At 55.0% G+C, this 26,480-nt stretch carries 20 protein-coding genes and 2 pseudogenes; 10 read left to right on the forward strand and 12 right to left on the reverse strand.

Annotated elements, in window-relative coordinates; translation table 11 throughout:
* Positions 1 to 74 precede the first annotated feature (74 nt).
* Entirely contained in the window at positions 75 to 461 is a 387-nt protein-coding gene (locus FDW88_RS02800) for a DUF3461 family protein (protein WP_096758245.1), read from the forward strand.
* 87 nt (positions 462 to 548) lie between these two features.
* Here the strand turns inward: FDW88_RS02800 and cdaR are convergent, their stop codons facing one another.
* The 3 genes from cdaR to dgt form a co-directional block, all read right to left on the reverse strand.
* Positions 549 to 1,706, reverse strand: a complete 1,158-nt coding sequence (gene cdaR / locus FDW88_RS02805) for a DNA-binding transcriptional regulator CdaR (RefSeq protein WP_096758246.1) — start codon at positions 1,704 to 1,706, stop codon at positions 549 to 551.
* Positions 1,707 to 1,856: 150 nt separating this feature from the next.
* A complete protein-coding gene (gene degP / locus FDW88_RS02810) occupies positions 1,857 to 3,290 on the reverse strand; it encodes a serine endoprotease DegP (protein ID WP_137361979.1) in 1,434 nt (477 codons plus the stop codon).
* A gap of 129 nt (positions 3,291 to 3,419) precedes the next feature.
* Positions 3,420 to 4,937, reverse strand: coding sequence for a dGTPase (gene dgt, locus FDW88_RS02815; protein ID WP_115259411.1), 1,518 nt, complete (start codon positions 4,935 to 4,937; stop codon positions 3,420 to 3,422).
* Positions 4,938 to 5,020: 83 nt separating this feature from the next.
* Here dgt and mtnN point away from each other — a divergent pair, with 83 nt between their 5' ends.
* From mtnN to FDW88_RS02830, 3 genes are read left to right on the forward strand one after another with little or no spacing between them, the layout of a single operon-like run.
* Positions 5,021 to 5,719 carry a 5'-methylthioadenosine/S-adenosylhomocysteine nucleosidase gene (mtnN, locus tag FDW88_RS02820; protein ID WP_137361980.1) on the forward strand — a complete coding sequence of 233 codons (699 nt, stop codon included), beginning with the start codon at positions 5,021 to 5,023 and terminating at the stop codon, positions 5,717 to 5,719.
* Entirely contained in the window at positions 5,712 to 6,512 is an 801-nt protein-coding gene (gene btuF / locus FDW88_RS02825) for a vitamin B12 ABC transporter substrate-binding protein BtuF (RefSeq protein ID WP_117342287.1), read from the forward strand. The genes mtnN and btuF overlap by 8 nt, the downstream gene beginning before the upstream one ends.
* A 38-nt stretch (positions 6,513 to 6,550) precedes the next feature.
* The gene (locus FDW88_RS02830; RefSeq protein ID WP_135912565.1) at positions 6,551 to 7,174 is read left to right on the forward strand and encodes a TRIC cation channel family protein; all 624 of its coding nucleotides are present in this window, start codon (positions 6,551 to 6,553) and stop codon (positions 7,172 to 7,174) included.
* Positions 7,175 to 7,293: 119 nt separating this feature from the next.
* Here the strand turns inward: FDW88_RS02830 and erpA are convergent, their stop codons facing one another.
* The 3 genes and pseudogenes from erpA to clcA all read right to left on the reverse strand — a co-directional run bounded on the left by erpA (position 7,294) and on the right by clcA (position 9,141).
* Positions 7,294 to 7,638 carry an iron-sulfur cluster insertion protein ErpA gene (gene erpA, locus FDW88_RS02835; protein ID WP_003018581.1) on the reverse strand — a complete coding sequence of 115 codons (345 nt, stop codon included), beginning with the start codon at positions 7,636 to 7,638 and terminating at the stop codon, positions 7,294 to 7,296.
* Positions 7,631 to 7,696, reverse strand: a pseudogene (yadW, locus tag FDW88_RS22555) (small protein YadW). Before yadW ends, erpA begins: the two are co-directional and overlap by 8 nt.
* Positions 7,697 to 7,719: 23 nt before the next feature.
* Positions 7,720 to 9,141, reverse strand: a complete 1,422-nt coding sequence (gene clcA, locus FDW88_RS02840) for a H(+)/Cl(-) exchange transporter ClcA (RefSeq protein ID WP_115259415.1) — start codon at positions 9,139 to 9,141, stop codon at positions 7,720 to 7,722.
* Between the two features lie 168 nt (positions 9,142 to 9,309).
* Between clcA and hemL the strand changes: the two genes are divergently transcribed.
* Entirely contained in the window at positions 9,310 to 10,590 is a 1,281-nt protein-coding gene (gene hemL / locus FDW88_RS02845; protein ID WP_096758253.1) for a glutamate-1-semialdehyde 2,1-aminomutase, read from the forward strand.
* 136 nt (positions 10,591 to 10,726) lie between these two features.
* Here the strand turns inward: hemL and fhuB are convergent, their stop codons facing one another.
* The 6 genes from fhuB to hrpB form a co-directional block, all read right to left on the reverse strand.
* A complete protein-coding gene (gene fhuB / locus FDW88_RS02850; RefSeq protein ID WP_137362058.1) occupies positions 10,727 to 12,766 on the reverse strand; it encodes a Fe(3+)-hydroxamate ABC transporter permease FhuB in 2,040 nt (679 codons plus the stop codon).
* Positions 12,767 to 12,780: 14 nt separating this feature from the next.
* Positions 12,781 to 13,671 carry a Fe(3+)-hydroxamate ABC transporter substrate-binding protein FhuD gene (fhuD, locus tag FDW88_RS02855; RefSeq protein ID WP_137361981.1) on the reverse strand — a complete coding sequence of 297 codons (891 nt, stop codon included), beginning with the start codon at positions 13,669 to 13,671 and terminating at the stop codon, positions 12,781 to 12,783.
* Entirely contained in the window at positions 13,671 to 14,468 is a 798-nt protein-coding gene (fhuC, locus tag FDW88_RS02860; RefSeq protein ID WP_137361982.1) for a Fe3+-hydroxamate ABC transporter ATP-binding protein FhuC, read from the reverse strand. Before fhuC ends, fhuD begins: the two co-directional genes overlap by 1 nt.
* Positions 14,469 to 14,515: 47 nt before the next feature.
* Positions 14,516 to 16,705 carry a ferrichrome porin FhuA gene (fhuA, locus tag FDW88_RS02865; protein WP_137361983.1) on the reverse strand — a complete coding sequence of 730 codons (2,190 nt, stop codon included), beginning with the start codon at positions 16,703 to 16,705 and terminating at the stop codon, positions 14,516 to 14,518.
* 232 nt (positions 16,706 to 16,937) lie between these two features.
* A complete protein-coding gene (gene mrcB, locus FDW88_RS02870; protein ID WP_115259419.1) occupies positions 16,938 to 19,475 on the reverse strand; it encodes a bifunctional glycosyl transferase/transpeptidase in 2,538 nt (845 codons plus the stop codon).
* 125 nt (positions 19,476 to 19,600) lie between these two features.
* A complete protein-coding gene (gene hrpB, locus FDW88_RS02875; RefSeq protein ID WP_170974150.1) occupies positions 19,601 to 22,030 on the reverse strand; it encodes an ATP-dependent helicase HrpB in 2,430 nt (809 codons plus the stop codon).
* Positions 22,031 to 22,103: 73 nt separating this feature from the next.
* On the opposite strand from hrpB, the gene thpR reads away from it, so the two are divergent.
* The 5 genes and pseudogenes from thpR to pcnB form a co-directional block, all read left to right on the forward strand.
* Complete coding sequence (thpR, locus tag FDW88_RS02880) at positions 22,104 to 22,637, forward strand: RNA 2',3'-cyclic phosphodiesterase (protein WP_096758260.1); 534 nt, start codon at positions 22,104 to 22,106, stop codon at positions 22,635 to 22,637.
* 12 nt (positions 22,638 to 22,649) lie between these two features.
* Positions 22,650 to 23,354, forward strand: a complete 705-nt coding sequence (gene sfsA / locus FDW88_RS02885) for a DNA/RNA nuclease SfsA (protein ID WP_117342293.1) — start codon at positions 22,650 to 22,652, stop codon at positions 23,352 to 23,354.
* A 178-nt stretch (positions 23,355 to 23,532) separates the two neighbouring features.
* Complete coding sequence (gene dksA / locus FDW88_RS02890) at positions 23,533 to 23,988, forward strand: RNA polymerase-binding protein DksA (RefSeq protein ID WP_003829221.1); 456 nt, start codon at positions 23,533 to 23,535, stop codon at positions 23,986 to 23,988.
* A gap of 72 nt (positions 23,989 to 24,060) precedes the next feature.
* A complete protein-coding gene (gene gluQRS / locus FDW88_RS02895) occupies positions 24,061 to 24,957 on the forward strand; it encodes a tRNA glutamyl-Q(34) synthetase GluQRS (protein WP_115259993.1) in 897 nt (298 codons plus the stop codon).
* An 83-nt stretch (positions 24,958 to 25,040) separates the two neighbouring features.
* Positions 25,041 to 26,426: pseudogene (gene pcnB / locus FDW88_RS02900) on the forward strand (polynucleotide adenylyltransferase PcnB); the annotation flags it as partial.
* Positions 26,427 to 26,480 lie beyond the last annotated feature (54 nt).

Below are 26,480 nucleotides of genomic sequence, written 5' to 3' on the forward strand. Positions count from 1 at the left end.
TTACATCTGCGAGTGGCATAAACAAGGCTTTTCGTTAATTATTCAATGGTTATAGTGAGCTTAAGGGTACCGCTATGTATGACAATCTGAAAAGTCTGGGCATTACCAATCCTGAAGAGATCGATCGTTACAGCCTGCGGCAAGAAGCCAACAACGATATCCTGAAAATCTATTTCCAGAAGGATAAAGGCGAGTTTTTTGCCAAGAGCGTTAAGTTTAAATATCCCCGTCAGCGTAAAACCGTGGTTGCCGATGGTATCGGCCAGGGTTACAAAGAGGTGCAGGAGATCAGCCCGAATCTGCGCTATGTGATTGATGAACTGGATCAGATCTGCCAGCGCGATCGCAGTGAAGTCGATCTCAAACGCAAGATCCTCGATGACTTACGACATCTGGAAAGCGTCGTCACCAACAAGATCAGCGAAATTGAATCAGATCTGGAAAAACTGACGCGTAAATAACCGTGGGTGGATGTATTCGTAGGCCGGGTAAGGCGAAGCCGCCACCCGGCATTTTGCCTGATAAGCGTAGCGCCATCAGGCAATCAATCAATGCTGTTCATCCAGCTGTAACGCCACATACAGCAATAACCTGTCGTCGAAATTTCCCAAATCCAACCCGGTAAGCTCAGAGATACGATTCAGACGATATTCCAGCGTATTGCGGTGGATAAACAACGCTTTTGACGTCGCCAGCGGCTGCACGTTATGGCGAAACCATGCCGCTAACGTCCGACGCAGTAACCCATTATTATCCATTGCTTTTAGCCGTACCAGCGGACGCGCCAGCTCGTTGGCCTGCCAGCCGCCGCGCAGGCTGTCCAGTAACACCGGCAGCATCAAATCCTGATAGAAATAGCTGCGGCTTTCCGGCATACGCTGCTTACCGACCATCATCGTCGTCCGCGCCGTGCGGTAAGAACGGGCAATGCTGCCTGGTCCAGTAAAGAAGTTACCCAGCGACACGCGAAAACGCAGCTGTCCGTTCTCTTTCATGCGAGCGATAAGCTGCTCTACGCGCTTGCGGTGATCTTCCGCGTCCCAACGGCCAAACTGATTAAGAGCGGGTTTCAGCACCACCATCTCGGTCAGTGACACAATCGCAATCAGGTTGTTACGCTCTGGCGTGGTTAATGCATTCTGTAGCTGCTGCAGTTCTGCCATCGCGCTGTCAACGCCCAGTTGGCCGCTATCGACTTCCAGCACCGCCACCACGCGCGGCTGGTTCAAATCAATGCCTAAACGCTGTGCCCATTCCATCAGCGCGGGCGTATTTTCTTCCGCCTGAATCAGGTTCATGACCAGCTCTTCACGCAGACGGCTGTCCTGCGCCAGCAGGTGCATCAGACGCGACTGCTCCAGCATCATTTCGGCGGTCATACACACCAGCTCGCCGTATTTGCGCAGATGCTCCGGCTCGCCGGTTAAGCCAATGACGCCAACAATTTCACCTTCGAGTCGTAGCGGCAGGTTTATCCCCTGTCGTACGCCGTGCAAATGCTTCGCGACCGCATCGTCAATGTCTACCACCCGGCCCTGTGAAAGCACCAGCAGTGCACCTTCGTGCAATTCACCAATACGCTCGCGATCGCCGCTACCAATGATCCGCCCACGGGCATCCATTACGTTGATATTGGTATCGATGATGCGCATCGTGCGCGCCACAATATCCTGCGCCATTTTGGTATCAAGATGCCAGCCAGCCATAAACCCCTCCTGTGAGCAATGCTCAGCATAAGGAAGATAATAATCGGCAGCATTGTGCAGATGCACAAACTGAAGGAGAGAAGTATGGAGTTGTGGGAGGGTTCACAAAAAGAAACCCCTCCCCGCTGCCGGGAAGGGGTTTAGAGAGGCTTACTGCATCAACAGATAGATGGAGCTGTCACCACGCTGAATATTCAGCGCCAGAACAGCCGGTTTGCTGTCGAGGATTTTGCGCAGTTCGGCAATGTTTTTCACCGACTGCTGGTTAGCTCCGATAATTACATCCCCTTTCTTCAGGCCAATCATCGCTGCCGGCGTTTTTGGTTTTACATCGCTGACCACGACACCTTTGTCCTGGCCTTTGTTACTCATATCCGCCCCTTCAATACCTTTGAAGATGGAGCTGGAATCAACCTGAGTCTGGCTGCTCTGCTGCAGTTCCAGATTCACCGTCACAGGTTTACCGTCACGCAGCAGGCCAAGGCTGATTTTGCTGCCTACCGGCATCGTACCCACCTGCGCACGCAGCGCGGCGAAGCTGCTGATCGGCTTACCGTTCAGCGAGGTAATCACGTCACCCGCTTTAATACCGGCTTTCGATGCGGAAGAGTTCGGCATCACCTGGCTAACGAATGCCCCACGCTGGGCATCCACTTTCATTGCTTTCGCCAGCTCAGAGCTCAGCTCTGTCCCCATAATTCCCAGCTCACCGCGTTTCACCTGACCGAACTCAACCATCTGCGAGGTCAGGTTTTTCACCATGTTGCTTGGGATAGCAAAACCGATACCGATATTGCCACCGTCCGGCGCGAGGATCGCGGTGTTAATACCGATCAGTTCACCGTTCAGGTTGACCAGTGCGCCACCGGAGTTACCACGGTTGATCGCCGCATCGGTCTGGATAAAGTTTTCATAGTTTTCTGCGTTCAGGCCGCTACGACCCAGTGCAGAAACAATACCGGAGGTCACCGTTTCACCGAGTCCAAACGGGTTACCAATCGCCACGGTATAATCACCCACGCGCAGCGCATCGGAGTCTGCCAACTTGATTGCAGTCAGGTTCTTCGGATCCTGAATCTGAATCAGCGCAATGTCAGAACGCGGGTCTTTGCCGACCATCTTCGCGTCAAATTTACGTCCGTCGCTCAGTTGGACTTTAATCACTGTGGCGTTATCCACCACGTGGTTGTTAGTCACAACATAACCTTTTGCAGCATCGATAATCACGCCGGAACCCAGCGCCATAAATTTCTGCTGCTGACCGCCGCCATTACCCGCGCCCGGTGCGCCTTCCTGACAGAATGGGGAACTCTGGAACGGAGAACCGTCCTGGCAGAACGGGGAGTTATCCCCAAAGAACTGCTGGAAATTACGCGGCATACGCGGCGTATTCACCGTCGTGCTCCCCTCGACATTAATACTCACCACCGATGGCATCACTTTTTCGAGCATCGGGGCCAGACTTGGCATCTGTTGAGCCGTGGTTGCTGAAGACGCAGTCTCAGCCGCCGTTGCAGACAGAGGGGACAACGCCAAACCTAAACTCAGAGCCAGTGCACTCATTGCTAATGTGGTTTTTTTCATGTGTTTCATTCTCGATTAACTGATAACGCAAAATTGCTGTATACGTCAGAGTCGTTTTATCGCGCTAAGTTCCAGAATAAACTTTAAGGAAAAAGTAAAATTTTATTGTCCGTCTTTACAAATGGATGTTTATTGTTCTACCGCCATCAACCGTCGATATTCATCCCAGGCATACAAATCGGTCATCCCGCTGATATAATCCTGGATCAGGCGGCAGCGATAATAATATTCCAGTACCGGGTACTCGGCAGACGTCGGTGATATTTTACTGACCACTTCGACATAAGCAAGTCGATGGCGCGTAGAGAGCTTTTGAAATAATCGTGACTCAATGGGGAACTGTTTTAATCTTTCGTTTTGAACAAGTGTAGAAAAATCGGCAAGCGCCATCTTTAATAACGGCTGATAAATCTCCAGCAGGCCACTGATCACCCGATACCCCTGTAATTCCAGTTGCTCGACATCAGGATGGCTAAATACATGTTTCATCGCCACATTTTTATAGACTCCCAGCAATTGGCTGAAGCTGCTGGCGTCTTCTAACAGGGCGTGATTAAAGCTACCCTCAAAAATCTGCGGCAAATTATCAATAAAACGCTGCGCGGCGTAGGGCACAAGTTTATTTAGCGTGTTGACCCGCAAATACATAAAGAACTGATCTTCTGTACTACGACTTAATGTATTTGAGCGCGATTTTTCCCACGCGTTCTCCACGACCTGACTAAACAGGGAGCCTTTTTCATGTTGTCCCCAGGCCTCATACAGATGATGATACAGTTGCTCGACGCTGAAGATTCTTTTCTCCACGGCATCTTCAAGATCGGCCACGCAATAAGAGATATCGTCAGCGGCTTCCATAATCCAGGTTAATGGAAAACGACTGTAAGGTGCTAATGATAACTCTTTACGTAACCGCTCAATATACGGTTCCTCGGAAAGGTAATAGCCCGGTTTCTTCATTAAATAGTTATGCGTTGCTGGCGTCTCTCCACGCCACCACGCCGGACGAGTATATTTTAAAATACCGCCGACCTGCGCCCACGTCAGATTCATTCGCATCAAAGTGTGCACAAGACGAATACCCTGCGCATTTCCTTCAAAATGGCACAGATCCTGACGCACCTTGCGGCGAATGTCATTAAGCGACTCTTCACCTTCACGCAAACGTAGCGCCGCGATCAGGCAGCGATCGTCGCTGAGAGGCTGGCTTTCCGCATCGGCGGGGAAAAGGCGCTGGCGAAACCAGTCGTTAATCGCCGCTTCACCAAAGTGACCAAACGGTGGATTACCGATGTCATGCATCAGGCAGGACATTTCGACCACGCTTTCAAAAGGACCGGTTAATTCATCCAGGCCGTACTGCTCTAACAGTTTTAGCTCTTTCAGTCGGCTGAGGATCTCTTTGGCGATGTAGCGCCCTACCTGCTGAACTTCCATCGAGTGCGTCAGACGTGTCCGCACTGCGGCGTTGCGCTCCAGCGGAAAGACCTGGGTTTTTTGCTGCAGTCGGCGGATAGCCGGAGAATTGATAATACGTCCACGATCGCTTTCGAAAATTCGCAGGATCTCATGCTCAGATTTTGCGCCCTGCGGCGAACGGTAACGACGATGCCAGTTTATTTTTTTTCGAAAATCGATCTGTGCCATGTCCTCTCCCGCCTGAGAAATGCGCTACCCCTTAAGCGCATGATAGACTATGCCCTCAAATCTGGCTTATCGCGAGTAAATCTATGAAAATCGGCATCATTGGTGCAATGGAAGAAGAAGTTACGCTGCTGCGTGACAAAATCGAAAACCGTCAGACTATCACCCTTGGCGGTTGTGAAATTTACACCGGCCAACTGAACGGGACTGAGGTTGCGCTACTGAAATCGGGCATCGGTAAAGTGGCTGCGGCACTGGGCGCCACGCTGCTGCTGGAACGCTGCAAACCGGATGCCATCATTAATACGGGCTCTGCGGGCGGCCTGGCTTCTACGCTGAAAGTCGGCGATATCGTAGTCTCTGACGAAGCGCGTTATCACGACGCCGACGTCACTGCATTTGGCTATGAATTCGGTCAGTTACCGGGCTGCCCGGCTGGTTTTAAAGCCGACCCTGCGCTTATCGCCGCGGCGGAATCCTGCATTACAGAACTGAACCTTAACGCCGTTCGTGGTCTTATCGTTAGCGGCGACGCCTTCATTAACGGCTCTGTTGGCCTGGCAAAAATTCAGCATAACTTCCCGCAGGCGATTGCCGTAGAAATGGAAGCCACCGCGATTGCACATGTTTGCCATAACTTTAACGTTCCGTTCGTGGTGGTTCGTGCCATCTCCGACGTTGCCGATCAGCAGTCCCACCTGAGCTTTGACGAATTCCTGGTGGTTGCCGCGAAGCAGTCAAGCCTGATGGTCGAAGCGCTGGTACAGAAACTGGCGCATGGCTAAATTCATCTCCAGGGCGCTGGTCGCCCTGCTTTTTACGCTTCCGGCGTGGCTTTATGCCGCTCCGCGTGTGGTTTCCCTCTCCCCTGCTAACACCGAACTTGCCTTTGCCGCCGGCATTACGCCCGTTGGCGTCAGCAGCTACTCAAATTATCCGCCCGAGGCCGAAAATATTGAAGAGGTCTCCACCTGGCAAGGCATGAATCTGGAACGCATCGTGGCGCTCAAACCGGATCTGGTCATCGCCTGGCGCGGAGGCAATGCCGAGCGGCAGGTGAATCAGCTAACCGCACTGGGGATTAAGGTTATCTGGGTGGATGCCGTCACCATCGAGCAGGTTGCCGACGCACTGCGCCAGTTGGCACCGTGGAGCCCCAAGCCTGAGCAAGCAAAACAGGCCGCGCAAACATTGCTTGATGAGTATGCTTTACTAAAATCTCAGTATGCCAATAAACCGAAAAAACGGGTGTTTCTCCAGTTTGGTGCAAATCCTCTGTTTACCAGTGGAAAAGGCTCCCTTCAACACCAGGTTCTTGAGGTATGCGGGGGAGAAAACATCTTTGCTGGCAGCCGGGTTCCCTGGCCACAGGTCAGCCGCGAACAAGTACTGGCAAGAGCCCCCCAGGCAATCGTCGCCACCGGTGGTTCGGGCGAAAATCTTAAAATTGAGCAATACTGGGGAGAACAGTTAAAAATCCCGGTTATTATCCTTAATAGTGACTGGTTTGAACGCGCGAGCCCGCGTATTATCCTCGCCGCAAAACAACTCTGTAATGCGCTTTCACAGATAAATTAGCGTCGGCCCCCCACCAGGTGTGTTGTGAGGATTTAAGCATGCTCGTCTATTGGCTGGATATTGTCGGTACCGCGGTATTTGCTATCTCTGGCGTATTACTGGCCGGGAAATTACGTATGGATCCGTTCGGCGTTCTGGTCCTCGGGGTGGTTACCGCAGTCGGCGGCGGCACGATCCGCGATATGGCCCTGGATCATGGGCCGGTATTCTGGGTTAAAGATCCTACAGATCTGGTGGTTGCCATGATCACCAGCATGCTGACGATCGTATTGGTACGCCAGCCCAGACGTTTGCCTAAATGGATCCTTCCGGTGCTGGACGCCGTGGGTCTGGCGGTGTTCGTCGGCATTGGCGTCAATAAGGCGTTCCTCGCCGGAACCGGTCCGCTGGTGGCGATTTGTATGGGGGTCATTACCGGCGTCGGCGGTGGGATCATACGCGACGTGTTGGCCCGTGAAGTGCCGATGATATTACGTACAGAAATTTATGCCACGGCCTGCATTATCGGCGGCATTGTTCACGCAACCGCGTTTTATACTTTCGCAATACCGCTGGAAAACGCCAGTATGATGGGGATGGTTGTCACGCTGGTTATTCGACTGGCCGCTATTCGCTGGCACTTAAAGCTACCGACATTTGCGCTGGATGATAACGGACGTTGATGTAACGATGCAGAACATGTAGGCCGGATAAGGCGTTTACGCCGCCATCCGGCACATTGCCCGGTGGCGCTACGCTTACCGGGCCTACACCATCAGACCATCGGTATTGCAGACAGCAATCAGATGCTGAAAGAGGAACCACACCCGCAGGTGCTTTTGGCGTTAGGGTTAGTCACCACGAAGCGGGAACCTTCCAGACCTTCGGTATAGTCAACCGCGCCGCCCACCAGATACTGCAGGCTCATCGGGTCAACCACCAGGCCAACGCCCTGTTTCTCAATAGTCATATCGCCATCATTCACCTGATCATCAAAGGTGAAACCATACTGGAAACCGCTGCAACCACCGCCGGTGATATATACGCGCAGTTTCAGATTCGGGTTATCTTCGTCAGCGATCAGGCTTTTTACTTTATTGGCTGCTGCTTCAGTAAATTGCAGTGGCAGCGCTACATCATCACTCATATTTTGCTCCAAACGACATTGGCAATTGGGCAAATTATAACCCAATAGTTAAGGCCATTATCTAATACCCTGGTATTTCGTTCAAGTATTCTCGCCAGCGGCTGTACTCTGGCTTTTCGCCGCCTGCTCCGCTTCCTGTTTTGCCAGCGTACGGGCAAGGATAGTCGAGTATAGCGGCTTTCCGCCCATAAATTGGGCTAATAGTGTTGCGCCAAGACAGGTAATAATCATTGGCAAAATGAGCTGATAGTTATCGGTCATCTCCAGCACCAGCACGATGCCGGTGAGTGGCGCACGTACCGACGCCGCCAACAACGCCCCCATTCCGGCAATGGCAAACGTCCCAGCCTCCAGATGATACTGCGGAAATGAGGCCGCGGCCGCCATGCCGAACGCGGTACCGAGCAGTGTCCCCAGCGCCAGCATCGGGGCAAAAATCCCGCCCGGCGCACCGGATGAGAAGCACAGCAGCGTGGTGATAACCCGGGCAATAAAAATAAACAGCAGGATACCGACGCTGAAATTGCCCGCGGCGGCGATTGGGATCAGGTTGAACCCACCGCCTGCGGCTTCCGGTTTAATTAAGCCCAGGATCCCACACAGGCCGCCGATCGCCCCGCCCATCAGCACCCATTTTTTAATGTCACCACCGTGGAACCGCTGAAACATATCCTGAGTGCGTAACACCAGGGTATTGAACAACGGTCCGACACAGCCAAAAATAATCCCGAGTATCAGATACAGCCACAGGGTATTCACCGGCGCATTGGAGAGCTTCCCAACTTCGATAATCGGGGCCTCGCCGTTGAAAATACGAAACACAATGCTCGACATGATAACGCCGGTAAACACGGCTTTGATCGACACAAGGTTATAGCGAAACTGCGGACGCATCTCTTCCAGAATGAACAGGATGCCGGCCAGCGGCGCATTAAACGCCGCCGAAAGACCGGCAGCCGCACCGGTTGCCAGCAGGGTATGCCGCGCTTCGGCGCTGCGCATACGAAAGACATCCAGCACCATGCGCCCGATGTTACCGCCAATTTGCACCGTCGGCCCTTCACGACCGAGCACCATACCGGCCCCCAACGTCCCCATGCCGCCGACAAATTTTACCGGCAATACACGCCACCAGCGCACCGGGCGCAGCTCTTCCAGCGCGCCTTCAATCTCAGGGATCCCCGAACCACCGGCCTCGGGTGCAAATTTACGCACCAGAAAATAGCCCACCATGGCCAGCAGCGCCGAGAGAATAAAGGCCAGCGGCCATACCAGAATGGCATGATCGGCAACCTGTACCAGTGCGCCAATGCGCAGGTTCTGTACCCAGGTGACAGATTTCTCAAACGCCACGCCCACCAGCCCGGTCACGGTGCCAACCACGGCCGCCATAAAGAGGATCGCGAGCGGTGTTTTGTCCCGATCAAGGAGTCGACGGATCTGATCCCTGCGCCGTAACCGCACAATTTGCTGTGCTTCAAAAGAGGGAGAGTCTGTTTTCATCGGATGATCATTAATTGGTAATACAAATACGGAGTCGGCATTCTACTCGCTCATTTTGTGAAAATCCCCTGCAAATCGTATTGTTTCCAATGCACAAAACTTTCATAACCTTCACTGAATAACTAGAATAGCCCGCATTCACTTTTTCTACGAACCAGGACCCCATCCATGAGTAAGTCTGAGAACCTCTACAGCGCAGCACGCGAACTGATCCCCGGCGGCGTTAACTCCCCTGTTCGCGCCTTTACCGGCGTGGGTGGTACTCCGCTGTTTATCGAAAAAGCAGATGGCGCGTATCTGTATGACGTCGATGGTAAAGCCTACATCGATTACGTCGGATCCTGGGGCCCGATGGTGCTGGGTCATAACCACCCGGCGATCCGCAATGCAGTGATCGAAGCCGCCGAGCGCGGTCTGAGCTTTGGTGCACCGACCGAGATGGAAGTCAAAATGGCGGCGCTGGTTACCGAGCTTGTGCCCACCATGGACATGGTGCGCATGGTCAACTCCGGTACCGAAGCGACGATGAGCGCCATCCGTTTGGCGCGTGGCTTCACCGGGCGCGATAAAATCATCAAATTTGAAGGCTGCTATCACGGTCATGCCGACTGCTTGCTGGTAAAAGCAGGTTCCGGTGCGCTGACGCTGGGCCAGCCGAACTCACCGGGCGTTCCGGCAGATTTTGCCAAGCACACCCTGACCTGTACCTATAACGATCTCTCCTCGGTACGGGCAGCATTCGAGCAGTATCCGCAGGACATTGCCTGTATTATCGTTGAACCGGTTGCGGGCAACATGAACTGCATCCCGCCGCTGCCGGAATTCCTGCCTGGCCTGCGCGCACTGTGCGACGAGTTCGGTGCGCTGTTTATCATCGACGAAGTGATGACCGGTTTCCGCGTCGCGCTGGCTGGCGCGCAGGATTACTACGGCGTAGTGCCTGACCTGACCTGTCTGGGCAAAATCATCGGTGGTGGCATGCCTGTTGGTGCATTCGGCGGGCGTCGTGATGTGATGGACGCACTGGCGCCAACCGGCCCGGTTTACCAGGCGGGAACGCTGTCCGGTAACCCGATAGCCATGGCAGCAGGATTCGCCTGTCTGAACGAAGTTGCTCAGCCGGGAATTCATGAGACCTTAGATGACCTCACCACGCGTCTGGCAGAAGGTCTGCTGGAAGCCGCTCAGGAAGCCAATATTCCGCTGGTGGTGAACCATGTGGGCGGGATGTTCGGGATTTTCTTCACCGATGCCGAAACCGTGACCTGCTATCAGGACGTGATGGCATGTGACGTTGAGCGCTTCAAGCGCTTCTTCCACATGATGCTGGATGAAGGTGTTTATCTGGCACCGTCCGCGTTTGAAGCGGGCTTTATGTCCGTAGCGCACAGCATGGAAGATATCAATAACACTGTCGACGCCGCGCGCCGGGTGTTTGCGAAGCTGTAAAAGAGAACGTCCAGAAACAACGTAGGCCGGGTAAGGCGAAGCCGCCACCCGGCTTTTTTATTGCCGGATGGCGACGCAAAGCGTCTTATCCGGCCTACATGAAAGGGGTCCGTCCATAGGCCACCATCCGGCAAACTCAGCGACTCTGCTTTCTCAACAAATAGATAAAGTACGGCGCACCAATAAACGTCGACAGTAATCCCGCCGGGATCTGATACGGAAACAGCACCATTCGCCCGCACCAGTCGGCAAACACCAGCAACACGCCTCCCGCCAGCGCCGAGATGACCATATGCGGCATCGTGCGCCGGAAACCTAACATCCGCGCAATATGCGGCGCCATAAGCCCAACAAAGCTCAGCGGCCCGATGGTCATGGTGGCTGTCGCCGTCAGACCCGCAGCCAACATCAGTAACGCCACGCGCGACGGCGTCAATGCGATACCCACCGCCCGCGCAGTTTCTCCGCCCAGCGGTAAAATCGTTAACCAGCGACGGCACAGCGGCGTAACCGCCAGCAGAATCACCATCACGATCCCGGTCCGTAGCACCTGTTCGCCAGTGGCGTTGTAGGTCGAGCCGGAGATCCAGGTCAGCACGCTTGCCATCCGCGGATCGCCGCTGGCCTGCAACATCATCAGCAGCATCGTGAACGCGGTGCTGAGCGCCATCCCCGCCAGCAGCATGCGTTGCGGCGAGAAGCCGCCGCGCCCGGCGGCAATCATAATAATCAGCAGCGTTACCGCCGCCCCGAGACTTCCGGCGGGCAGCAGCCAGCCAAACGCATCACCCGGTACGAGGAACAGCATCAACACCACGCCAAACGCGGCACCGGAGCTAATCCCAAGGACTTCCGGACTAGCCATCGGGTTACCGGTCAGGCGCTGAATAATACAGCCCGCTACCGCCAGCATCACCCCGGCAATCATCGCCGCCAGAATACGCGGCCAGCGCCAGGGCATCAGTTCATCCAGCATTGCGCCGCTGGCCCAGGTCCAACCGTGGGCATCACGACCAAACGAGAGCGCCACGACGGCAGTCAGTAGCAATATCGCCCCACCCGCCAGCGCGAACATCAGCACGTTCTGACGTTCTGCTGCCACGTGGTTATTGGCATTCATATCCGGCGCGCTCATGCTGCGCAGGCGCGGCAGCAGCCACAGCAGCAGCGGCGCACCAATCAACGCGGTCACCGAACCGGTGGAGACTTCCATCCACACGCGGATCAACCACAGAATAATTTGATCGGAAAGCCAGAGGATCAGGGCCCCAATCAGCGGGGCCAGCATCAGGCGCGCCAGCAAACGCCGTGCGCCGAGCATTTTCGCCAGCAGCGGGGCAAACAGGCCGATAAAGCCGATAATCCCCACCGCGTTAACCAGCAAGGCACTGAGCACAATCGCCAGCGTTAACGCCGCCAAACGCGCCAGCGACAGCGCCAGCCCGAGATTACGCGCTACCCCGTCATCCAGCCCCATCAGCGTCATTGGACGCAGTAACAGCAGGGTCAGCATCACGCCACCCAGCAGCTGTGGCCACAGACGCTGCACGCCGTTCCAGTCGGTTTGGGTGAGCGTCCCGCTGCTCCACATAAACATGCTTTGCAGCTGATCGTGATGGAAGAGGACCATCAGCTGGTTAATCGCACCGCAGTACAGGCTGACCACCAGACCAGCAAGGATCAGCGTCACAGGTGACAAACGCTTGCCCCAGGCAACGCCAAACACCAGCGCCCCGACGATACACGCCCCGGCCAGCGCTGCGAATTGCGTGGTCAACGCGCCGGGAATGGCCCACAGCGTGGTGACCGTAATGCCCAGCTGCGCACCGGTTGCCACACCCAGCGTGGTCGGCTCCGCCAGCGGGTTACGTAACACCTGCTGAAACAGCACGCCAACCAGGCCCAATCCGGCACCGACCAGTAACGCAATCGCCAGTCGTGGCAGCAGGCTGTAATGGAAAACCATCTGTTCGATGGCGTCGATATTCGGTGACCAGATAGCCTGCTGCCACTGGTCACGCGGCAGGGCAATGGAGAAGTTAATCCAGGTCAGCCAGATCGCAACAATAAACAGCGCCACCAGCAGCAATGCCGGATGGCGGCTTCGTCTTATCCAGCCAACAACGCGCCCGAACCGTAGGCCGGATAAGGCGCTTTTAGCGTCGCCATCCGGCATTTCAAGTTTCCTGCTCACGCTTTGCCTCCCAGCGCAGTGTCCAGAATGCGGGCAAAATGCATCGCCGACAGCGTGGCGCCATAAAACCAGACCGCGGGTACCCGCTGAAAGCGACCGGCGCGAACAAACGGCATCGCCTGCCACAGCGGCGTGGACATCAGCGCGTCCATTTCTTTATCGTTACCATGATCGAAGCACAGCACATCAACATCTTTATACGCGGCAAGCCGGTCAATCCCCACGGCAGTGCTGCCCCAGAAGTTGGTTTCTCCCTGCCAGGCGTTAGGGATCCCGTATTCGTCCAGCACGTCCTGGAACAAACTGTTCGGGCCAAATACCAGCATATGCCGCGAATCAAGCAGGGATGTCAGGAGCACGGGACGCGCGCCGCGGTGAATAAAGCGCGGTTTCAGGCTGGCAATCACGGTATCGTATTGCGCCAGATGACGTTCAGCAGCCGTTTGCAGATTCAGCAGTTGCGCCATCTCCTGCAACGACTGGCGAGCGACCGCCAGCGGTTTTTTGCCGTCGCTGAAGCTAAATCCGCGACCCGGCGCAATGCGCGCCAGTTTTTCTGGCGCGGGGCCATAGCCTGCCGACCAGACCATAAACGAGGGTTTCATTTCGGTCAGCAGTTCGAGATTGGGTTCTGTGCGTAACCCGACGTCAATCACCGAGTCCGGCAACGGGGGTTGATTGACCCACAGCCTGTAGTTAGGAACATCGGCTACGCCATAGGGAGTGATTCCCAGCGCCAGCAACAGTTCTACCGGCAACCATTCCAGTGCCACAATACGTTTTGGATCAACCGCCGCCGCATGCGCCGAATTCATCTGCCAGAGCAGCGGTGACAGCGCCATCGCCGTTAATAAACGTCGACGGGTGATATGATGTAATCCGACCATTAATAGACAAAACTCACGGGTGCGGCACCGCCCGGATGCGGCAAAATGCCCATCGGGATGCCATAAATCAGTTCCAGGGTTTCACTGCGCATCAGCTCCGCGGGCGTTCCCTGAGCAATCATTTCGCCACCGCGTAGCGCCACCAGATAATCGCAGTAACGGGCCGCCATATTGATATCATGCAGTACGGCGATCACCGTCAGTCCGCGCTGCTGGCTTAAGCGGTGCACCAGCGCCAGTACATCAACCTGATGCGCGATATCCAGCGCCGAAGTCGGTTCGTCAAGCAGCAGGCAGCGACTGTCCTGCGCCACCAGCATGGCGATCCACGCGCGCTGACGCTCGCCGCCTGACAGGCTATCAACCAGTCGATGCGCCAGCGGCTTTAACCCCACAAGCGTGATCGCCTCTTCCACTTTTTCTCTGTCAGCCACGCCAAAGCGTCCCAACGCGCCGTGCCACGGATAGCGACCAATCGCCACCAGTTCACGCACCGTCATCCCTTCCGCCTGCGGCAACTGTTGCGGTAAATAGGCGACCTTACGGGCAAATGCTTTACTGTTCCAGCTCTCCAGCGGTTGCTCGTCGAGCAGGATTTCGCCGTCTGAAGGCGGCTGATGACGTCCGAGCATTTTCAATAAGGTTGATTTACCGGAGCCGTTATGACCGATAAGACCGGTCACTTTTCCCACGGGAAACGTTAACGAGAGGGGATGTAAAAGCGTGCGGCCAGGCACACGAAAGGAGACGTTACCTAACGCAAAAGTGGTGTCGGGATGGGATCTGTTTTCCTGCATAGCGGCCAACTTGTAAAACGGGCACGCAAAGCGTGCCCAAAGAGAAATTAGAAACGGAAGGTTGCAGTTGCAACGACCTGACGTTCCGCGCCCCAGAAGCAGCCATAGGTCTGGAAGCAACTGGCGACATATTCACGGTCAAGCAAGTTGTTAACGTTAACCGCAATGCTAGAGCCAGCCATACCGAAACGTGCTAAATCGTATTTTACAACAGCATCCATAACTGCTGCGCTACCCACTTTAAAGGTGTTTGCTGGATCGCCGTAGCTGGAGCCAATAAAGCGGCCGCCGGTGCCCAGGGTCAAGCCAGATAACGGACCTTCATAGAAGGTGTAATCTCCCCACAGAGAAGCCATTTGTTCTGGCACTTGCTCAGGCGTATTCCCCTTAAGCTTGGTGTCTTTCGTGTATTCCGCATCTGTATAGGTGTAAGAAGCCGTCATATTGATATTTGCGGTAAGTGCCGCTTTGGCTTCCAGTTCAACACCACGCGCGCGAATTTCACCTGCAGGAACCTGAGCCAGCGGATTATTAGGATCGGCAGTAAGGTTATTGGTTTTCGTCAGCTGATAAACCGCCCCGGTTACGACAATCGGCAGATCTTTCGGTACATACTTAATCCCGGCTTCATACTGCTCGCCTTTCGAAGGCTCGTAAGAAACGCGTGGAACGCTCCACAGGTCAAATGAACTCGGTTCAAACGACTGGCTGTAGCTGATATACGGCGTAATACCATTATCAAACAGATAGTTTACACCGCCGCGCCAGGTGAACTGATGATCATTACGCTCAATGTATCCTTCTGTTGGCGTATAAGAGTTCTGACGTATCGTTGTGGCTTGCTGAGACCAGTCGTAGCGACCACCGAGGGTAAACACCCACTTATTCCACTCAGCCTGATCCTGAACGTAGATACCGGTCTGTTTGGTTTCATTCATCTGATAAGGTTCGGTATCACCGAATGCAAAATACTCAGGGTCGTAGTTGCCGTTAAGATCAATCGGTGGCGCACTACCAAAAGCAGCATTGATATCATTACGCATGCGCATGAAATCAACACCGGTTAACAACGTGTGTTCAACAGCACCAGTTGCGAATTTGCTTTCCAGTTGTGTATCGACACTGAAGTTTTGCAGGCGCTCATCATCCACGACCGTCCCACGGTTCAATGTATGTCCATCGGAAGCAATCCCGGTACCGTACACACTCTGCTGCGACGTCTTCATTTCAGTAAAGCGCAGGTTCTGGCGAACGGTGAAGGTATCGTTAAAGCCATGCTCGAAGCTGTATCCCACCATTTTCTGATTGCGGGAATAGGTGTTGTTTGAAGCACCTTCATTGAAATCGGTCGGCAAACGCTTGCCATTTGGCAGAGGCTCAACGGTACCTTCTTTCGGTAACCAACCGTAGTAACCCGTTTCTGGTTCGTTCTGGAAATAGGACAGGAACGTAAAGTTGGTTTTGTCATCCGGACGCCAGGAGAAGGACGGAGCGATCGTGTAACGCTGCGATTCGGACCCTTTCTGCTGCTCGTTTGTTGAGCGCGCCAGCCCGGTTAAACGGTAGGAAAACTCACCGTTGTCATCCAGCGCATCGCTAAAGTCAAAACCGGTCTGGAACAAATTGTCCGACCCCATTTTGAACTGAATTTCTTTTAGTGGCTCGGTGGTCGGGCGCTTGCTGACCATAGAGATAATGCCACCAGGGTTGCTCTTACCGTAGAGTACAGACGTTGGGCCACGCATCAACTCAACACGCTCAAGCATGTAAGGATCAATAACCGCATCGTTGTAGAAGTTACCCTGCAATTTCAGTCCATCCAGATAGTTATTCTGGCTCAGACCGACGGAAGAGAACCCACGGATAATAACAAAATCATAGGTGTTAGATGCACCACGACTGTTAACAGTAACACCTGGCGTATAGCCCAGTGCTTCTTTCACTGACTGGAATTGATGCATTTGCATCTCTTCGTTGGTCACGACCGAAACAGACTGCGGGGTTTTTTCGATAGGCGTATCAGTCTTGGTTGCCGTGGCGGAACGCTTGGCAGCGATGGTCGGAGCAGGTCCCCATGCGCTTTCTTGTGCGGCGGGTGCTGCGGTGACAGTGATGGTTTCTTCTTTTGGTTCAACCGCCGCCTGTGCATAGACAGACATGCCGCTAACCGCTGTGGCTACCAGCACTGCCATTTTACGCAGCGAGGAATTTGGCTGAGCAGTTTTATAACGCGCCATTGGTATATCTCTGATGAAAGTGAATGATAACGTAAACGAGAATTATTATTATAACGGCAGCATAATATTCGAAACGCTGGCGAGATAGCAAGCGATACACATCCCTACTAAAACTGAGGGGTCAAGAAATAACCAGATGAAAAGAAAGGGTTAATGAATTACGCTGAAATGTTGTTTGGTCGGAGTCTGGGATGAGAAAAGAAAAACCCGCCGAAGCGGGTTTTGGGAGAGATTAGTTACTGCCAAACATATCTTTGATCCAGCCTGCGACACCGTCGCCGTCTTTCTTCTCTTGCTGCGGCGGTTGTTGCTGTTGCTGCTGTTGAGGCTGCTGCGGCGGCGTTGACTGATCAAACGGATTGCCAGACTGTTGCAGCATCTCACCTTGCTGACACAGCGAATCCGGATCGCTGGTCCACACCGGGAGCGTACGCATCCCGCCGCTGCACACGAAGTTGCCGTCGTAATCCACGCCCATGTCGACAATATCTTCCGGCGGCGTCAGCGTTAACGGCGTTGGCGTCTGGTTTGCCAGATAGCGCTGGTAAATCGACATCGCCCCGCTCGCACCGTACAACTTGGTAGGCTGGTTGTTATCGCGACCCACCCAGGTAATGGTCACCTGACTGCCGTCAATACCAGCGAACCAGGTATCAACGTTGTTGTTGGTGGTCCCGGTTTTCCCCGCCAGATGCAGCCCCGGATACTTCGCGCCAAGCTGACGGCCGGTACCGCGTTGCACTACCTGCTGCATGGTCCACAGCGTCATGTACGCCGCCTGTGCTGGCACAGCGCGTTCGGCCTGCGGGAAGCTTTGATACAACACCGTACCGTCTTCGGCAATTACCGAGCGCAACGCTGATAACGGCGCGCGGTTACCGCCGCTGGCGATGGTCTGGAACGCCTGCGCCACTTCAATTGGCGTCAGGTTCAATGCCCCCAGCAGCATAGCTGGCACCGGGTGCAGCTGATCTTTCGGCGCGCCCAGTTTTTCCCAGGTCTCGGTGACAGCTGGCAGCCCCAGCGCCATGCCCAGATTGACCGTCGGCACGTTCATGGAACGGGTTAACGCATCCACCAGCATCACTTTACCGCTTTCGCTGTAGCGACGGTCATCGTTCTGCGGGGACCACACCTGACCGTTTGGCTGACGCAGCGCAATCGGCGCATCGGCAATCCAGGTATTGAGGCGGTACAGCTTCGGCTGGCTCAGGGCGGTCAGATAGGTCGCGGGCTTCGCCAGAGAACCAATTGAACGACGCGCCTGCATAGCACGGTTGTAGCCTGCGAACTGCGGCTCCGACCCACCGACCATGGCGCGAACCTCACCACTAAAGCGGTCCACTACCACAATCGCCGTTTCCAGATCGCTCAGCTTACGCTGTTTCTTCAGCACCGGAATGCCTTCCACCGCCGCTTTTTCTGCGGCGTCCTGCGCCACGGAATCAAAGGTGGTGAAAATCTTCACGCCGGAAAGATCTTTAACTTTGTCGCCCAGCTTCGCCTGTAGCTCCTGACGCACCATCTGCATAAACGCGGGCTGTGGAGAGATCACCCCACCGCGCGGCTGCACGCCTAGCGGACGCGCGCTCAGCATTTCATACAGTTCCTGGTCGATAATCTGCTGCTGTTGCAGAAGACGCAGCACCAGGTTACGTCGCTCCAGCGCCAGTTTCGGGTTACGCCACGGGTTGTAGATCGACGCCCCTTTCACCATCCCCACCAACAGCGCCTGCTGATCGAGGCTCAACTCTTCAACCGGACGGCCAAAGTAATACAGGCTCGCCAGCGGGAAGCCGCGGATCTCGTTGTCGCCGCTCTGGCCGAGATAGACTTCGTTCATGTACAGCTCAAGGATCCTGTCCTTGCTGTAACGGGCATCCATCAGCACGGCCATGTACGCTTCGTTGGCTTTACGCCAGTAAGAACGTTCGCTGGAGAGGAACAGGTTTTTCACCAGCTGCTGGGTCAGCGTACTGGCGCCCTGCACCGTGCGACCTGCCGTCAGGTTCGCCAGCACCGCACGACCAATGGAATACAAGCTAATGCCGTCATGCTCGTAGAAATGACGATCTTCGGTTGCCAGCAGCGTGTCCACCAGCAGATCCGGGAAACCGCTACGCGCCACGAACAGACGCTGCTCGCCATTTGCCGAAGAGAGCATGGTGATCAGGCGTGGATCGAGACGGAAGAAACCGAACTGACGGTTGTTATCCAGATTCTCGATGGTGTCCAGATGATCGCCGTCAAAGGTCAGACGCGCACGCACCTGCCCTTCTTTACTGTCCGGGAAGTCAAACGGACGACGGATCATCTCAATGCTGTTCGCCTGCACGGTAAACTCACCGGGCCGCGTCATCTTCGAGACCTGACGATACTGCGTAGCCTCCAGCAGCTTCACCATCTCTTTTTTGCCGATGGGCATTTCTGGCTCGAGGTTAACCATCCGGCCATACACGGCCGCAGGCAGCTGCCAGACTTTGCCATCAATACGGCTACGGATTTTTTGATCCAGATAGACGCCGTAAATGGCAATCAGCACCAAAAAGACAATCGACAGTTTTACCAGCAGCCAGAACCAGCCGCGTTTACCACGAGGCTTACGCCCTTTGCCTTTACCTTTACGCGGCATCGGTTCTTCATCCTCATAGTCATCATCATAATCGTCGTCATACTCATCATCTCTGAGCTGACGACGGCTCACCTTTTGTTTCGCCGGACGCGTCGGTTTCCCTTTACGTCCAATTGGCTCGCGGTCATTCCCCGCCATGCTTTTTCTCCGCAACATTCAGGCGCAAAGACCTGATTCTCTGTTCTTCCGTCAAGCGACAGAAGAAGAAATCTCTCAATTTTTTTGCCTGATGGCGCTTCGCTTATCAGGCCTACCACTACAACTCATGAATACTTTTTGGTGCGCCGCGTCGGCGCGGTATTCGCCGGGTCGTCCGGCCAGACATGTTTGGGATAACGCCCTTTCATCTCTTTTTGCACCTCACGGTACGCCCCCTGCCAGAACGCGCTCAAATCACGGGTGATTTGCAGCGGTCGCTGCGCCGGGGAGAGCAGTTCCAGCACCAGCGGGACGCGCCCCTGCGCGAGGGTCGGCGTATTGGCCTCGCCAAACATTTCCTGCATCCTGACCGCCAGCGCCGGTGGATTATCCTCGTGATAGCGAATGGCTATCCGGCTTCCCGTCGGCACAGTGTAATGTGTGGGCAATTCACTATCCAGACGTTGCAGCATTGACCAGTCCAGTAATCCGCGCAATGCCTGGCCCACATTTACTGCTTTAAGCGCGCGTAAAGCGTGCACACCGCTCATATGCGGCAGCAGCCAACTCTCCAGCGTCGCCAGCAACGACGCGTCGTCCATGGCAGGCCAGTCGTATTCCGGTAGCCATTTTGCCGCACATTGCAGACGCAGTCGGAACTGCTCTGCTTCCGGCGTCCAGTTGAGCACACTTAGCCCTTTATCGCGAATACCATTCAGCATCGCCTGATGCAGTTCCTCTTCCGAGGGTTTGGCCAGCGGCTGCACTTTTAGCGTCAACTGACCTACCTGCGTGCGGCGCAATGCCTTTAGTGTCCCCTGATTTTCATCCCATTCAATAGTGTCGGACTGCTGCAGCAACTCAGGAGATGATTGTATCAGCGCATCGATATCCAGCGGCAGGGCCAGCAAAATACGCGCATCCGGTGAGGCGCTGCCTTGCAGCAATAAAGGCGCAATAATCCATTCATGACGCCCTGATGCGTCGTCGGCATCCAGCATCGCCCCCATCCCGTTAGCCAGCTGATACCGCCCCTCCTGACCACGACGTCGGGCAATGCGATCGGCGAAAGCCGAAGCCAGTAACGGGGCGATCAGCGCGCTATCAGGCTGCCCACCTCGAATGTTCAGGCGCTTCAGCAATTGCTGGCTACGCTGCTGCCAATTCGGCTGATTGCGTGAAAACGCCACCGTCAGATCGGTACTGCCACCGCGCGGGGGCTCTTCGAGAATCGCCGCCAGTTTTGCTGCCGTTGCCGCTTCGTTGTCATCTGTGCCACGGACCAGCATCGCCGCCAGACGCGGATCGTTGCCGAGCGCAGCCATTTTCTGCCCCGCCGCACTGAGCCTGTCGCCCTCAAGTGCGCCCAGCATGTGCAGCAGCCGTTTTGCCGCCTGCAAATTGGCCGTCGGCGGCCTATCCAGCCAGCTTAACTGCGCTGGGTCAGTGCATCCCCATTGCAGCAATTCCATTAGCAAGCCGGACAAGTCGCTTTGCAGCATCTCCGGCTCGCCCTGCGCCGCCGCTCTTTCGGCCTGCTCTTTCGCCAGCAGATGCAGGCAAATACCGGGTTCCAGACGGCCTGCTCGCCCGGCTCGCTGGGTCATCGACGCCTGGCTAATACGCTGGGTAATCAGGCGCGTCAAACCGGTGCGCGGGTCGTAACGCGCCACGCGCTCCTGCGCACAGTCCACCACCAGCCGGATACCTTCGATAGTTAAACTGGTCTCGGCAATATTGGTGGCCAGCACCACTTTGCGCGAGCCTGGCGGTGCGGGCAAAATCGCCTGACGCTGTTCGGTAAGCGATAACGCACCGTATAGCGGGCAAAGCAGAACATCATTGCCTACGCGCGAGGTCAGCTGTTCCTGCACTCGCTGAATCTCCCCCACGCCCGGTAAAAAAAGCAGCAACGAGCCGCTTTCCTGGCGCAATAGCTCCGCCGTTGCCACCGCCACGGCTTCATCAAAGCGCTGATGCGCCGCCAGCGGCTGATAGCGTCGTTCTACGGGAAAGGCGCGGCCTTCAGAGACAATCGTCGGCGCATCGGGCAACAGCTGCTGCAGACGCCCGTTATCCAGCGTTGCCGACATGATCAGCAGTTTTAAATCATCCCGCAGCCCTTGCTGTACATCCAGCAATAGCGCCAGCGCCAGGTCAGCCTGCAAGCTGCGCTCATGAAATTCGTCGAGGATCACAAGGCCAACGCCGTTTAGCTCGGGATCGCGTTGGATCATGCGCGTGAGCACACCTTCTGTTACCACTTCGAGCCGGGTATGCGGTCCAACGCAGTGTTGAGCACGCATGCGGTAGCCCACGGTCTCACCGGGCTTTTCGTTCAGCAACTCGGCCAGACGCTGCGCCACGTTGCGGGCCGCCAGACGACGCGGCTCCAGCAGAATAATCCGCCCCTGAATGCCATTGTGCGCAAGAAGCTGCAACGGCAGCCAGGTCGATTTCCCGGCGCCGGTCGGTGCGGTCAGCAGAACCTGCGGTGAGGTATCAAGGGCGGTAAGCAGTTCAGGCACTACGGCGGCAACGGGCAACGTCGTCACAAATGGCTCCAGAGGGTTAACATTCTTCGCGCTGCATTGTAGCATCGCGTTAATTCATAACCGAGTATCCATCATGTCTGAGCCAAAAAGGCTGTTCTTTGCCATTGAATTGCCAGCCGAGGTTCGGGAGCAGCTTATCCACTGGCGAGCCGCACAGTTCCCGCCTGAAGCGGGTCGCCCCGTCGCGGCTGACAATCTGCACCTGACACTGGCCTTTTTAGGCGAGGTCAGCGCTGAGAAGCAGCAGGCGCTGTCACAACTGGCCGGGCGTATTCGCCAGCCGGGTTTTACGCTAACACTGGATGACGCCGGACAATGGCTGCGCTCACGCGTGGTCTGGCTAGGAATGCGCCAGCCGCCACGCGGGCTGTTGCAATTGGCGAGTATGCTGCGGGCGCAGGCCGCGCGCAGCGGGTGTTACCAAAGCCCACAGCCGTTTCATCCGCATATCACACTGTTGCGCGATGCCGGCCATGCGGTCACGATCCCGCCGCCGGGTTTTTGCTGGTCATTTCCGGTCACCGAGTTTGCGCTTTACGCCTCTTCATTTGCACGCGGTCGCACACGCTACACGCCACTACAGCGCTGGACGCTTGGCGAAAAATAAAAGGACATTTCCATGGAATTTTCTCCGCCACTTCAGCGCGCGACTTTAATTCAGCGCTACAAGCGTTTTTTAGCGGATGTGATCACACCCGACGGTACAACCTTAACGCTACACTGCCCGAATACCGGCGCGATGACCGGTTGCGCCACACCGGGTGACACCGTCTGGTATTCAACATCAGAAAATACTAAACGGAAATACCCGCATACCTGGGAATTAACGCAAACCCAATCCGGTGCGTTTATTTGTGTTAACACCCTGTGGGCTAACAGATTAACGAAAGAAGCTATTCAGAATGCGTTAATTTCAGAACTTTCGAACTACAGCATATTGAAAAGTGAAGTAAAATACGGCGCCGAAGGCAGCCGCATTGATTTTTTGTTACAGGCGGATTCCCGCCCTGACTGCTATATTGAAGTGAAATCAGTCACGTTGGCGGAAAAAAATCAGGGTTATTTTCCCGATGCCATCACTGAACGAGGTCAGAAACACCTTCGGGAATTGATGAGCGTAGCGGCCGAAGGCAAGCGAGCGGTGATATTTTTCGCAGTGCTGCATTCAGCCATTACACATTTTTCACCCGCGCGCCATATCGATGCAAAATATGCGCAATTATTAGTCGAAGCACGGCTTAAGGGGGTAGAAATTCTGGTATATAAAGCGGAACTTTCTGCCCACGGCATGACTCTTAAAGAGCCATTAGCCATTACGTTGTAATGGCGTATACAAACGGGTTAATTAGTATTCTGGCCGCGTGCGCAAATACGCTTTTCCTCACAGGGTTGTCAAGTGTAACGTTTAGATAATTGCTATCCGGAAAAGCATCTGCTATTTATAGCGACCTGATTTTTCCCCCGAACATGGGGATCGATAGTGCGTGTTAAGGAGAAGCAACATGCAAGAAGGGCAAAACCGTAAAACATCGTCCCTGAGTATTCTCGCCATCGCTGGGGTGGAGCCGTACCAGGAGAAACCGGGCGAAGAGTATATGAACGAAGCCCAGCTGTCGCACTTCAGGCGTATTCTTGAAGCATGGCGTAATCAACTCAGGGATGAAGTCGATCGCACTGTGACTCATATGCAGGATGAAGCAGCTAACTTCCCCGATCCGGTTGACCGTGCCGCACAGGAAGAAGAGTTCAGCCTTGAGCTGCGTAACCGTGACCGTGAGCGCAAACTGATCAAAAAGATCGAGAAGACGCTGAAGAAAGTAGAAGACGAAGATTTCGGCTACTGCGAATCATGCGGCGTAGAAATTGGTATTCGCCGTCTGGAAGCGCGTCCGACAGCCGATCTGTGCATCGACTGCAAAACGCTGGCTGAGATTCGCGAAAAACAGATGGCAGGTTAATCCCGTCATTTGTACCACGTTGACTACAGGCGGGAGTTTCTCCCGCCTTCTTCTTTTATGCTATCCACCGACATGACTGACAAACGCTATATTGGCCGTTTCGCCCCATCCCCTTCCGGCGAACTGCATTTTGGTTCATTGATTGCCGCTCTCGGCAGCTACCTACAGGCTCGCGCACAGCACGGGATCTGGTGGGTGCGCATTGAAGATATCGATCCCCCTCGTGAAGTTCCCGGTGCTGCAGATACGATTCTGCGTCAGCTGGAACATTACGGACTGCACTGGGATGGCGAAGTACTGTGGCAATCTCAGCGCCATGACGCGTACCGTGAAGCGCTGGCCTGGTTACAAAAGCAGGATCTGAGCTATTACTGCACCTGCACCCGTGCCCGCATTCAGAGTATTGGCGGCATTTATGACGGTCACTGTCGCACATTACGCCACGGACCGGAGCACGCGGCGGTGCGTATCAAGCAACGCCACCCGGTCATGCAGTTTAACGACCGACTGCGCGGCGAGATTCAGGCCAACCCTCAGCTTGCTCGGGAAGATTTTGTCATCCACCGACGCGATGGGCTGTTTGCCTATAACCTGGCGGTGGTGGTTGATGACCATTTTCAGGGCGTGACGGAAATCGTGCGTGGCGCGGATCTTATCGAGCCCACAGTGCGCCAAATTTCGCTGTATCAGCAGTTTGGCTGGCCGGTACCGGACTATATTCATCTCCCGCTGGCGCTCAATGAACACGGGGCTAAACTTTCTAAGCAGAATCATGCGCCTGCCCTGCCGCAAGGCGATCCGCGCCCTGTTCTCATCGACGCGTTGCGCTTCCTCGGACAAGACATAGCAATACCGTGGCAAGCGCTAAGCGTGGAAGAATTACTGCATACTGCGGTGCAAAATTGGGTGCTTACGACGGTGCCGGGTTCAGTGAATGTAAATCCGGCATTCTCAAATGCCTCTTGCTGAGCTATGATTAGCCGCTATTTTTACACAGCAACACTTGTTCTGACTAAAGTTTGACACTACCGAGGTGTACTATTTTTACCTGAGTCGCTAATTTTTGCCGCAAGGTGCTAAGCCGCGAGGAGCGCGAGGCCGAGCTTGCCGTCGCCCGTCCACATATGACGGTAATCCCGCGTGAGCAGCACTCTATCTCCCGCAAAGATATCAGTGAAAATGCCCTGAAGGTAATGTACAGGCTTAATAAGGCTGGATACGAGGCATGGCTGGTCGGCGGGGGCGTACGCGATCTTTTGCTGGGCAAAAAGCCGAAAGACTTTGATGTCACGACCAACGCGACCCCCGATCAGGTTCGGAAACTGTTCCGTAACTGCCGTCTGGTAGGACGTCGTTTCCGTCTGGCCCATGTGATGTTTGGCCCGGAAATTATCGAAGTGGCAACCTTTCGCGGACACCATGAAGGCAGCGAAGCCGACCGTGCAACCTCACAGCGCGGTCAAAATGGTATGCTGCTGCGTGACAACATCTTCGGTTCCATCGAAGAAGATGCGCAACGCCGCGATTTCACCATTAACAGCCTTTACTATAGCGTAGCGGATTTTACCGTTCGCGATTACGTCGGCGGGATGCAGGATCTGGAAGACGGCGTCATTCGCCTGATCGGTAATCCTGAAACTCGCTATCGTGAAGATCCCGTGCGTATGCTACGCGCCGTCCGCTTTGCAGCAAAACTCGACATGCGTATCAGCCCGGAAACCGCCGAGCCGATCCCGCGTCTGGCAACCTTGCTGAACGATATTCCGCCGGCACGCCTGTTTGAAGAAGCTCTCAAACTGTTACAGGCGGGCTACGGCTACGAAACTTATAAGAAACTGCGTGAGTACAGCCTGTTCCAGCCGCTGTTCCCGACCATTACCCGCTATTTCACCGAAGAAGGTGACAGCGCAATGGAACGCATTATTGCCCAGGTACTGAAGAACACCGATACCCGTATCCACAACGATATGCGTGTCAATCCGGCGTTCCTGTTTGCCGCCATGTTCTGGTACCCGCTGCTGGAAGCCGCGCAGAAAATTGCTCAGGAAAGCGGTCTGGCCTACTACGACGCTTTCGCGCTGGCGATGAACGACGTGCTGGACGAAGCGTGCCGCTCGCTGGCGATTCCTAAACGCCTGACATCGCTCACCCGCGATATCTGGCAGCTTCAGTTACGCATGTCCCGTCGTCAGGGAAAACGCGCCTGGAAGCTGATGGAGCATCCGAAATTCCGCGCAGCCTACGATTTACTGGCGCTGCGTGCCGAAGTGGAAAACAACGCCGAACTGCAGCGTCTGGCGCAGTGGTGGGGCGAATTCCAGGTTTCCGCGCCACCAGAGCAAAAAGGCATGCTGAACGAGCTGGATGAAGAGCCAGACGCACGCCGTCGCCATCGTCGTCCGCGTAAACGTGCGCCGCGCCGCGAGGGAAGTGCGTGACCCATCGCGTATACCCAACGGATTTCGGGTTGCATCAAGACGGCGACACAGCAA

The sequence above is a fragment of the Citrobacter sp. wls829 genome (assembly GCF_005280825.1).
Taxonomy (GTDB): domain Bacteria; phylum Pseudomonadota; class Gammaproteobacteria; order Enterobacterales; family Enterobacteriaceae; genus Citrobacter; species Citrobacter gillenii.

What these genes read in the sequence shown, in the direction of transcription:
- FDW88_RS02800 (WP_096758245.1), top strand. Translation starts at nt 75, where the DNA reads ATGTATGACAATCTGAAAAGTCTGGGCATTACCAATCCTGAAGAGATC.
- cdaR (WP_096758246.1), bottom strand. Translation starts at nt 1,706, where the DNA reads ATGGCTGGCTGGCATCTTGATACCAAAATGGCGCAGGATATTGTGGCG.
- degP (WP_137361979.1), bottom strand. Translation starts at nt 3,290, where the DNA reads ATGAAAAAAACCACATTAGCAATGAGTGCACTGGCTCTGAGTTTAGGT.
- dgt (WP_115259411.1), bottom strand. Translation starts at nt 4,937, where the DNA reads ATGGCACAGATCGATTTTCGAAAAAAAATAAACTGGCATCGTCGTTAC.
- mtnN (WP_137361980.1), top strand. Translation starts at nt 5,021, where the DNA reads ATGAAAATCGGCATCATTGGTGCAATGGAAGAAGAAGTTACGCTGCTG.
- btuF (WP_117342287.1), top strand. Translation starts at nt 5,712, where the DNA reads ATGGCTAAATTCATCTCCAGGGCGCTGGTCGCCCTGCTTTTTACGCTT.
- FDW88_RS02830 (WP_135912565.1), top strand. Translation starts at nt 6,551, where the DNA reads ATGCTCGTCTATTGGCTGGATATTGTCGGTACCGCGGTATTTGCTATC.
- erpA (WP_003018581.1), bottom strand. Translation starts at nt 7,638, where the DNA reads ATGAGTGATGATGTAGCGCTGCCACTGCAATTTACTGAAGCAGCAGCC.
- clcA (WP_115259415.1), bottom strand. Translation starts at nt 9,141, where the DNA reads ATGAAAACAGACTCTCCCTCTTTTGAAGCACAGCAAATTGTGCGGTTA.
- hemL (WP_096758253.1), top strand. Translation starts at nt 9,310, where the DNA reads ATGAGTAAGTCTGAGAACCTCTACAGCGCAGCACGCGAACTGATCCCC.
- fhuB (WP_137362058.1), bottom strand. Translation starts at nt 12,766, where the DNA reads ATGCCGGATGGCGACGCTAAAAGCGCCTTATCCGGCCTACGGTTCGGG.
- fhuD (WP_137361981.1), bottom strand. Translation starts at nt 13,671, where the DNA reads ATGGTCGGATTACATCATATCACCCGTCGACGTTTATTAACGGCGATG.
- fhuC (WP_137361982.1), bottom strand. Translation starts at nt 14,468, where the DNA reads ATGCAGGAAAACAGATCCCATCCCGACACCACTTTTGCGTTAGGTAAC.
- fhuA (WP_137361983.1), bottom strand. Translation starts at nt 16,705, where the DNA reads ATGGCGCGTTATAAAACTGCTCAGCCAAATTCCTCGCTGCGTAAAATG.
- mrcB (WP_115259419.1), bottom strand. Translation starts at nt 19,475, where the DNA reads ATGGCGGGGAATGACCGCGAGCCAATTGGACGTAAAGGGAAACCGACG.
- thpR (WP_096758260.1), top strand. Translation starts at nt 22,104, where the DNA reads ATGTCTGAGCCAAAAAGGCTGTTCTTTGCCATTGAATTGCCAGCCGAG.
- sfsA (WP_117342293.1), top strand. Translation starts at nt 22,650, where the DNA reads ATGGAATTTTCTCCGCCACTTCAGCGCGCGACTTTAATTCAGCGCTAC.
- dksA (WP_003829221.1), top strand. Translation starts at nt 23,533, where the DNA reads ATGCAAGAAGGGCAAAACCGTAAAACATCGTCCCTGAGTATTCTCGCC.
- gluQRS (WP_115259993.1), top strand. Translation starts at nt 24,061, where the DNA reads ATGACTGACAAACGCTATATTGGCCGTTTCGCCCCATCCCCTTCCGGC.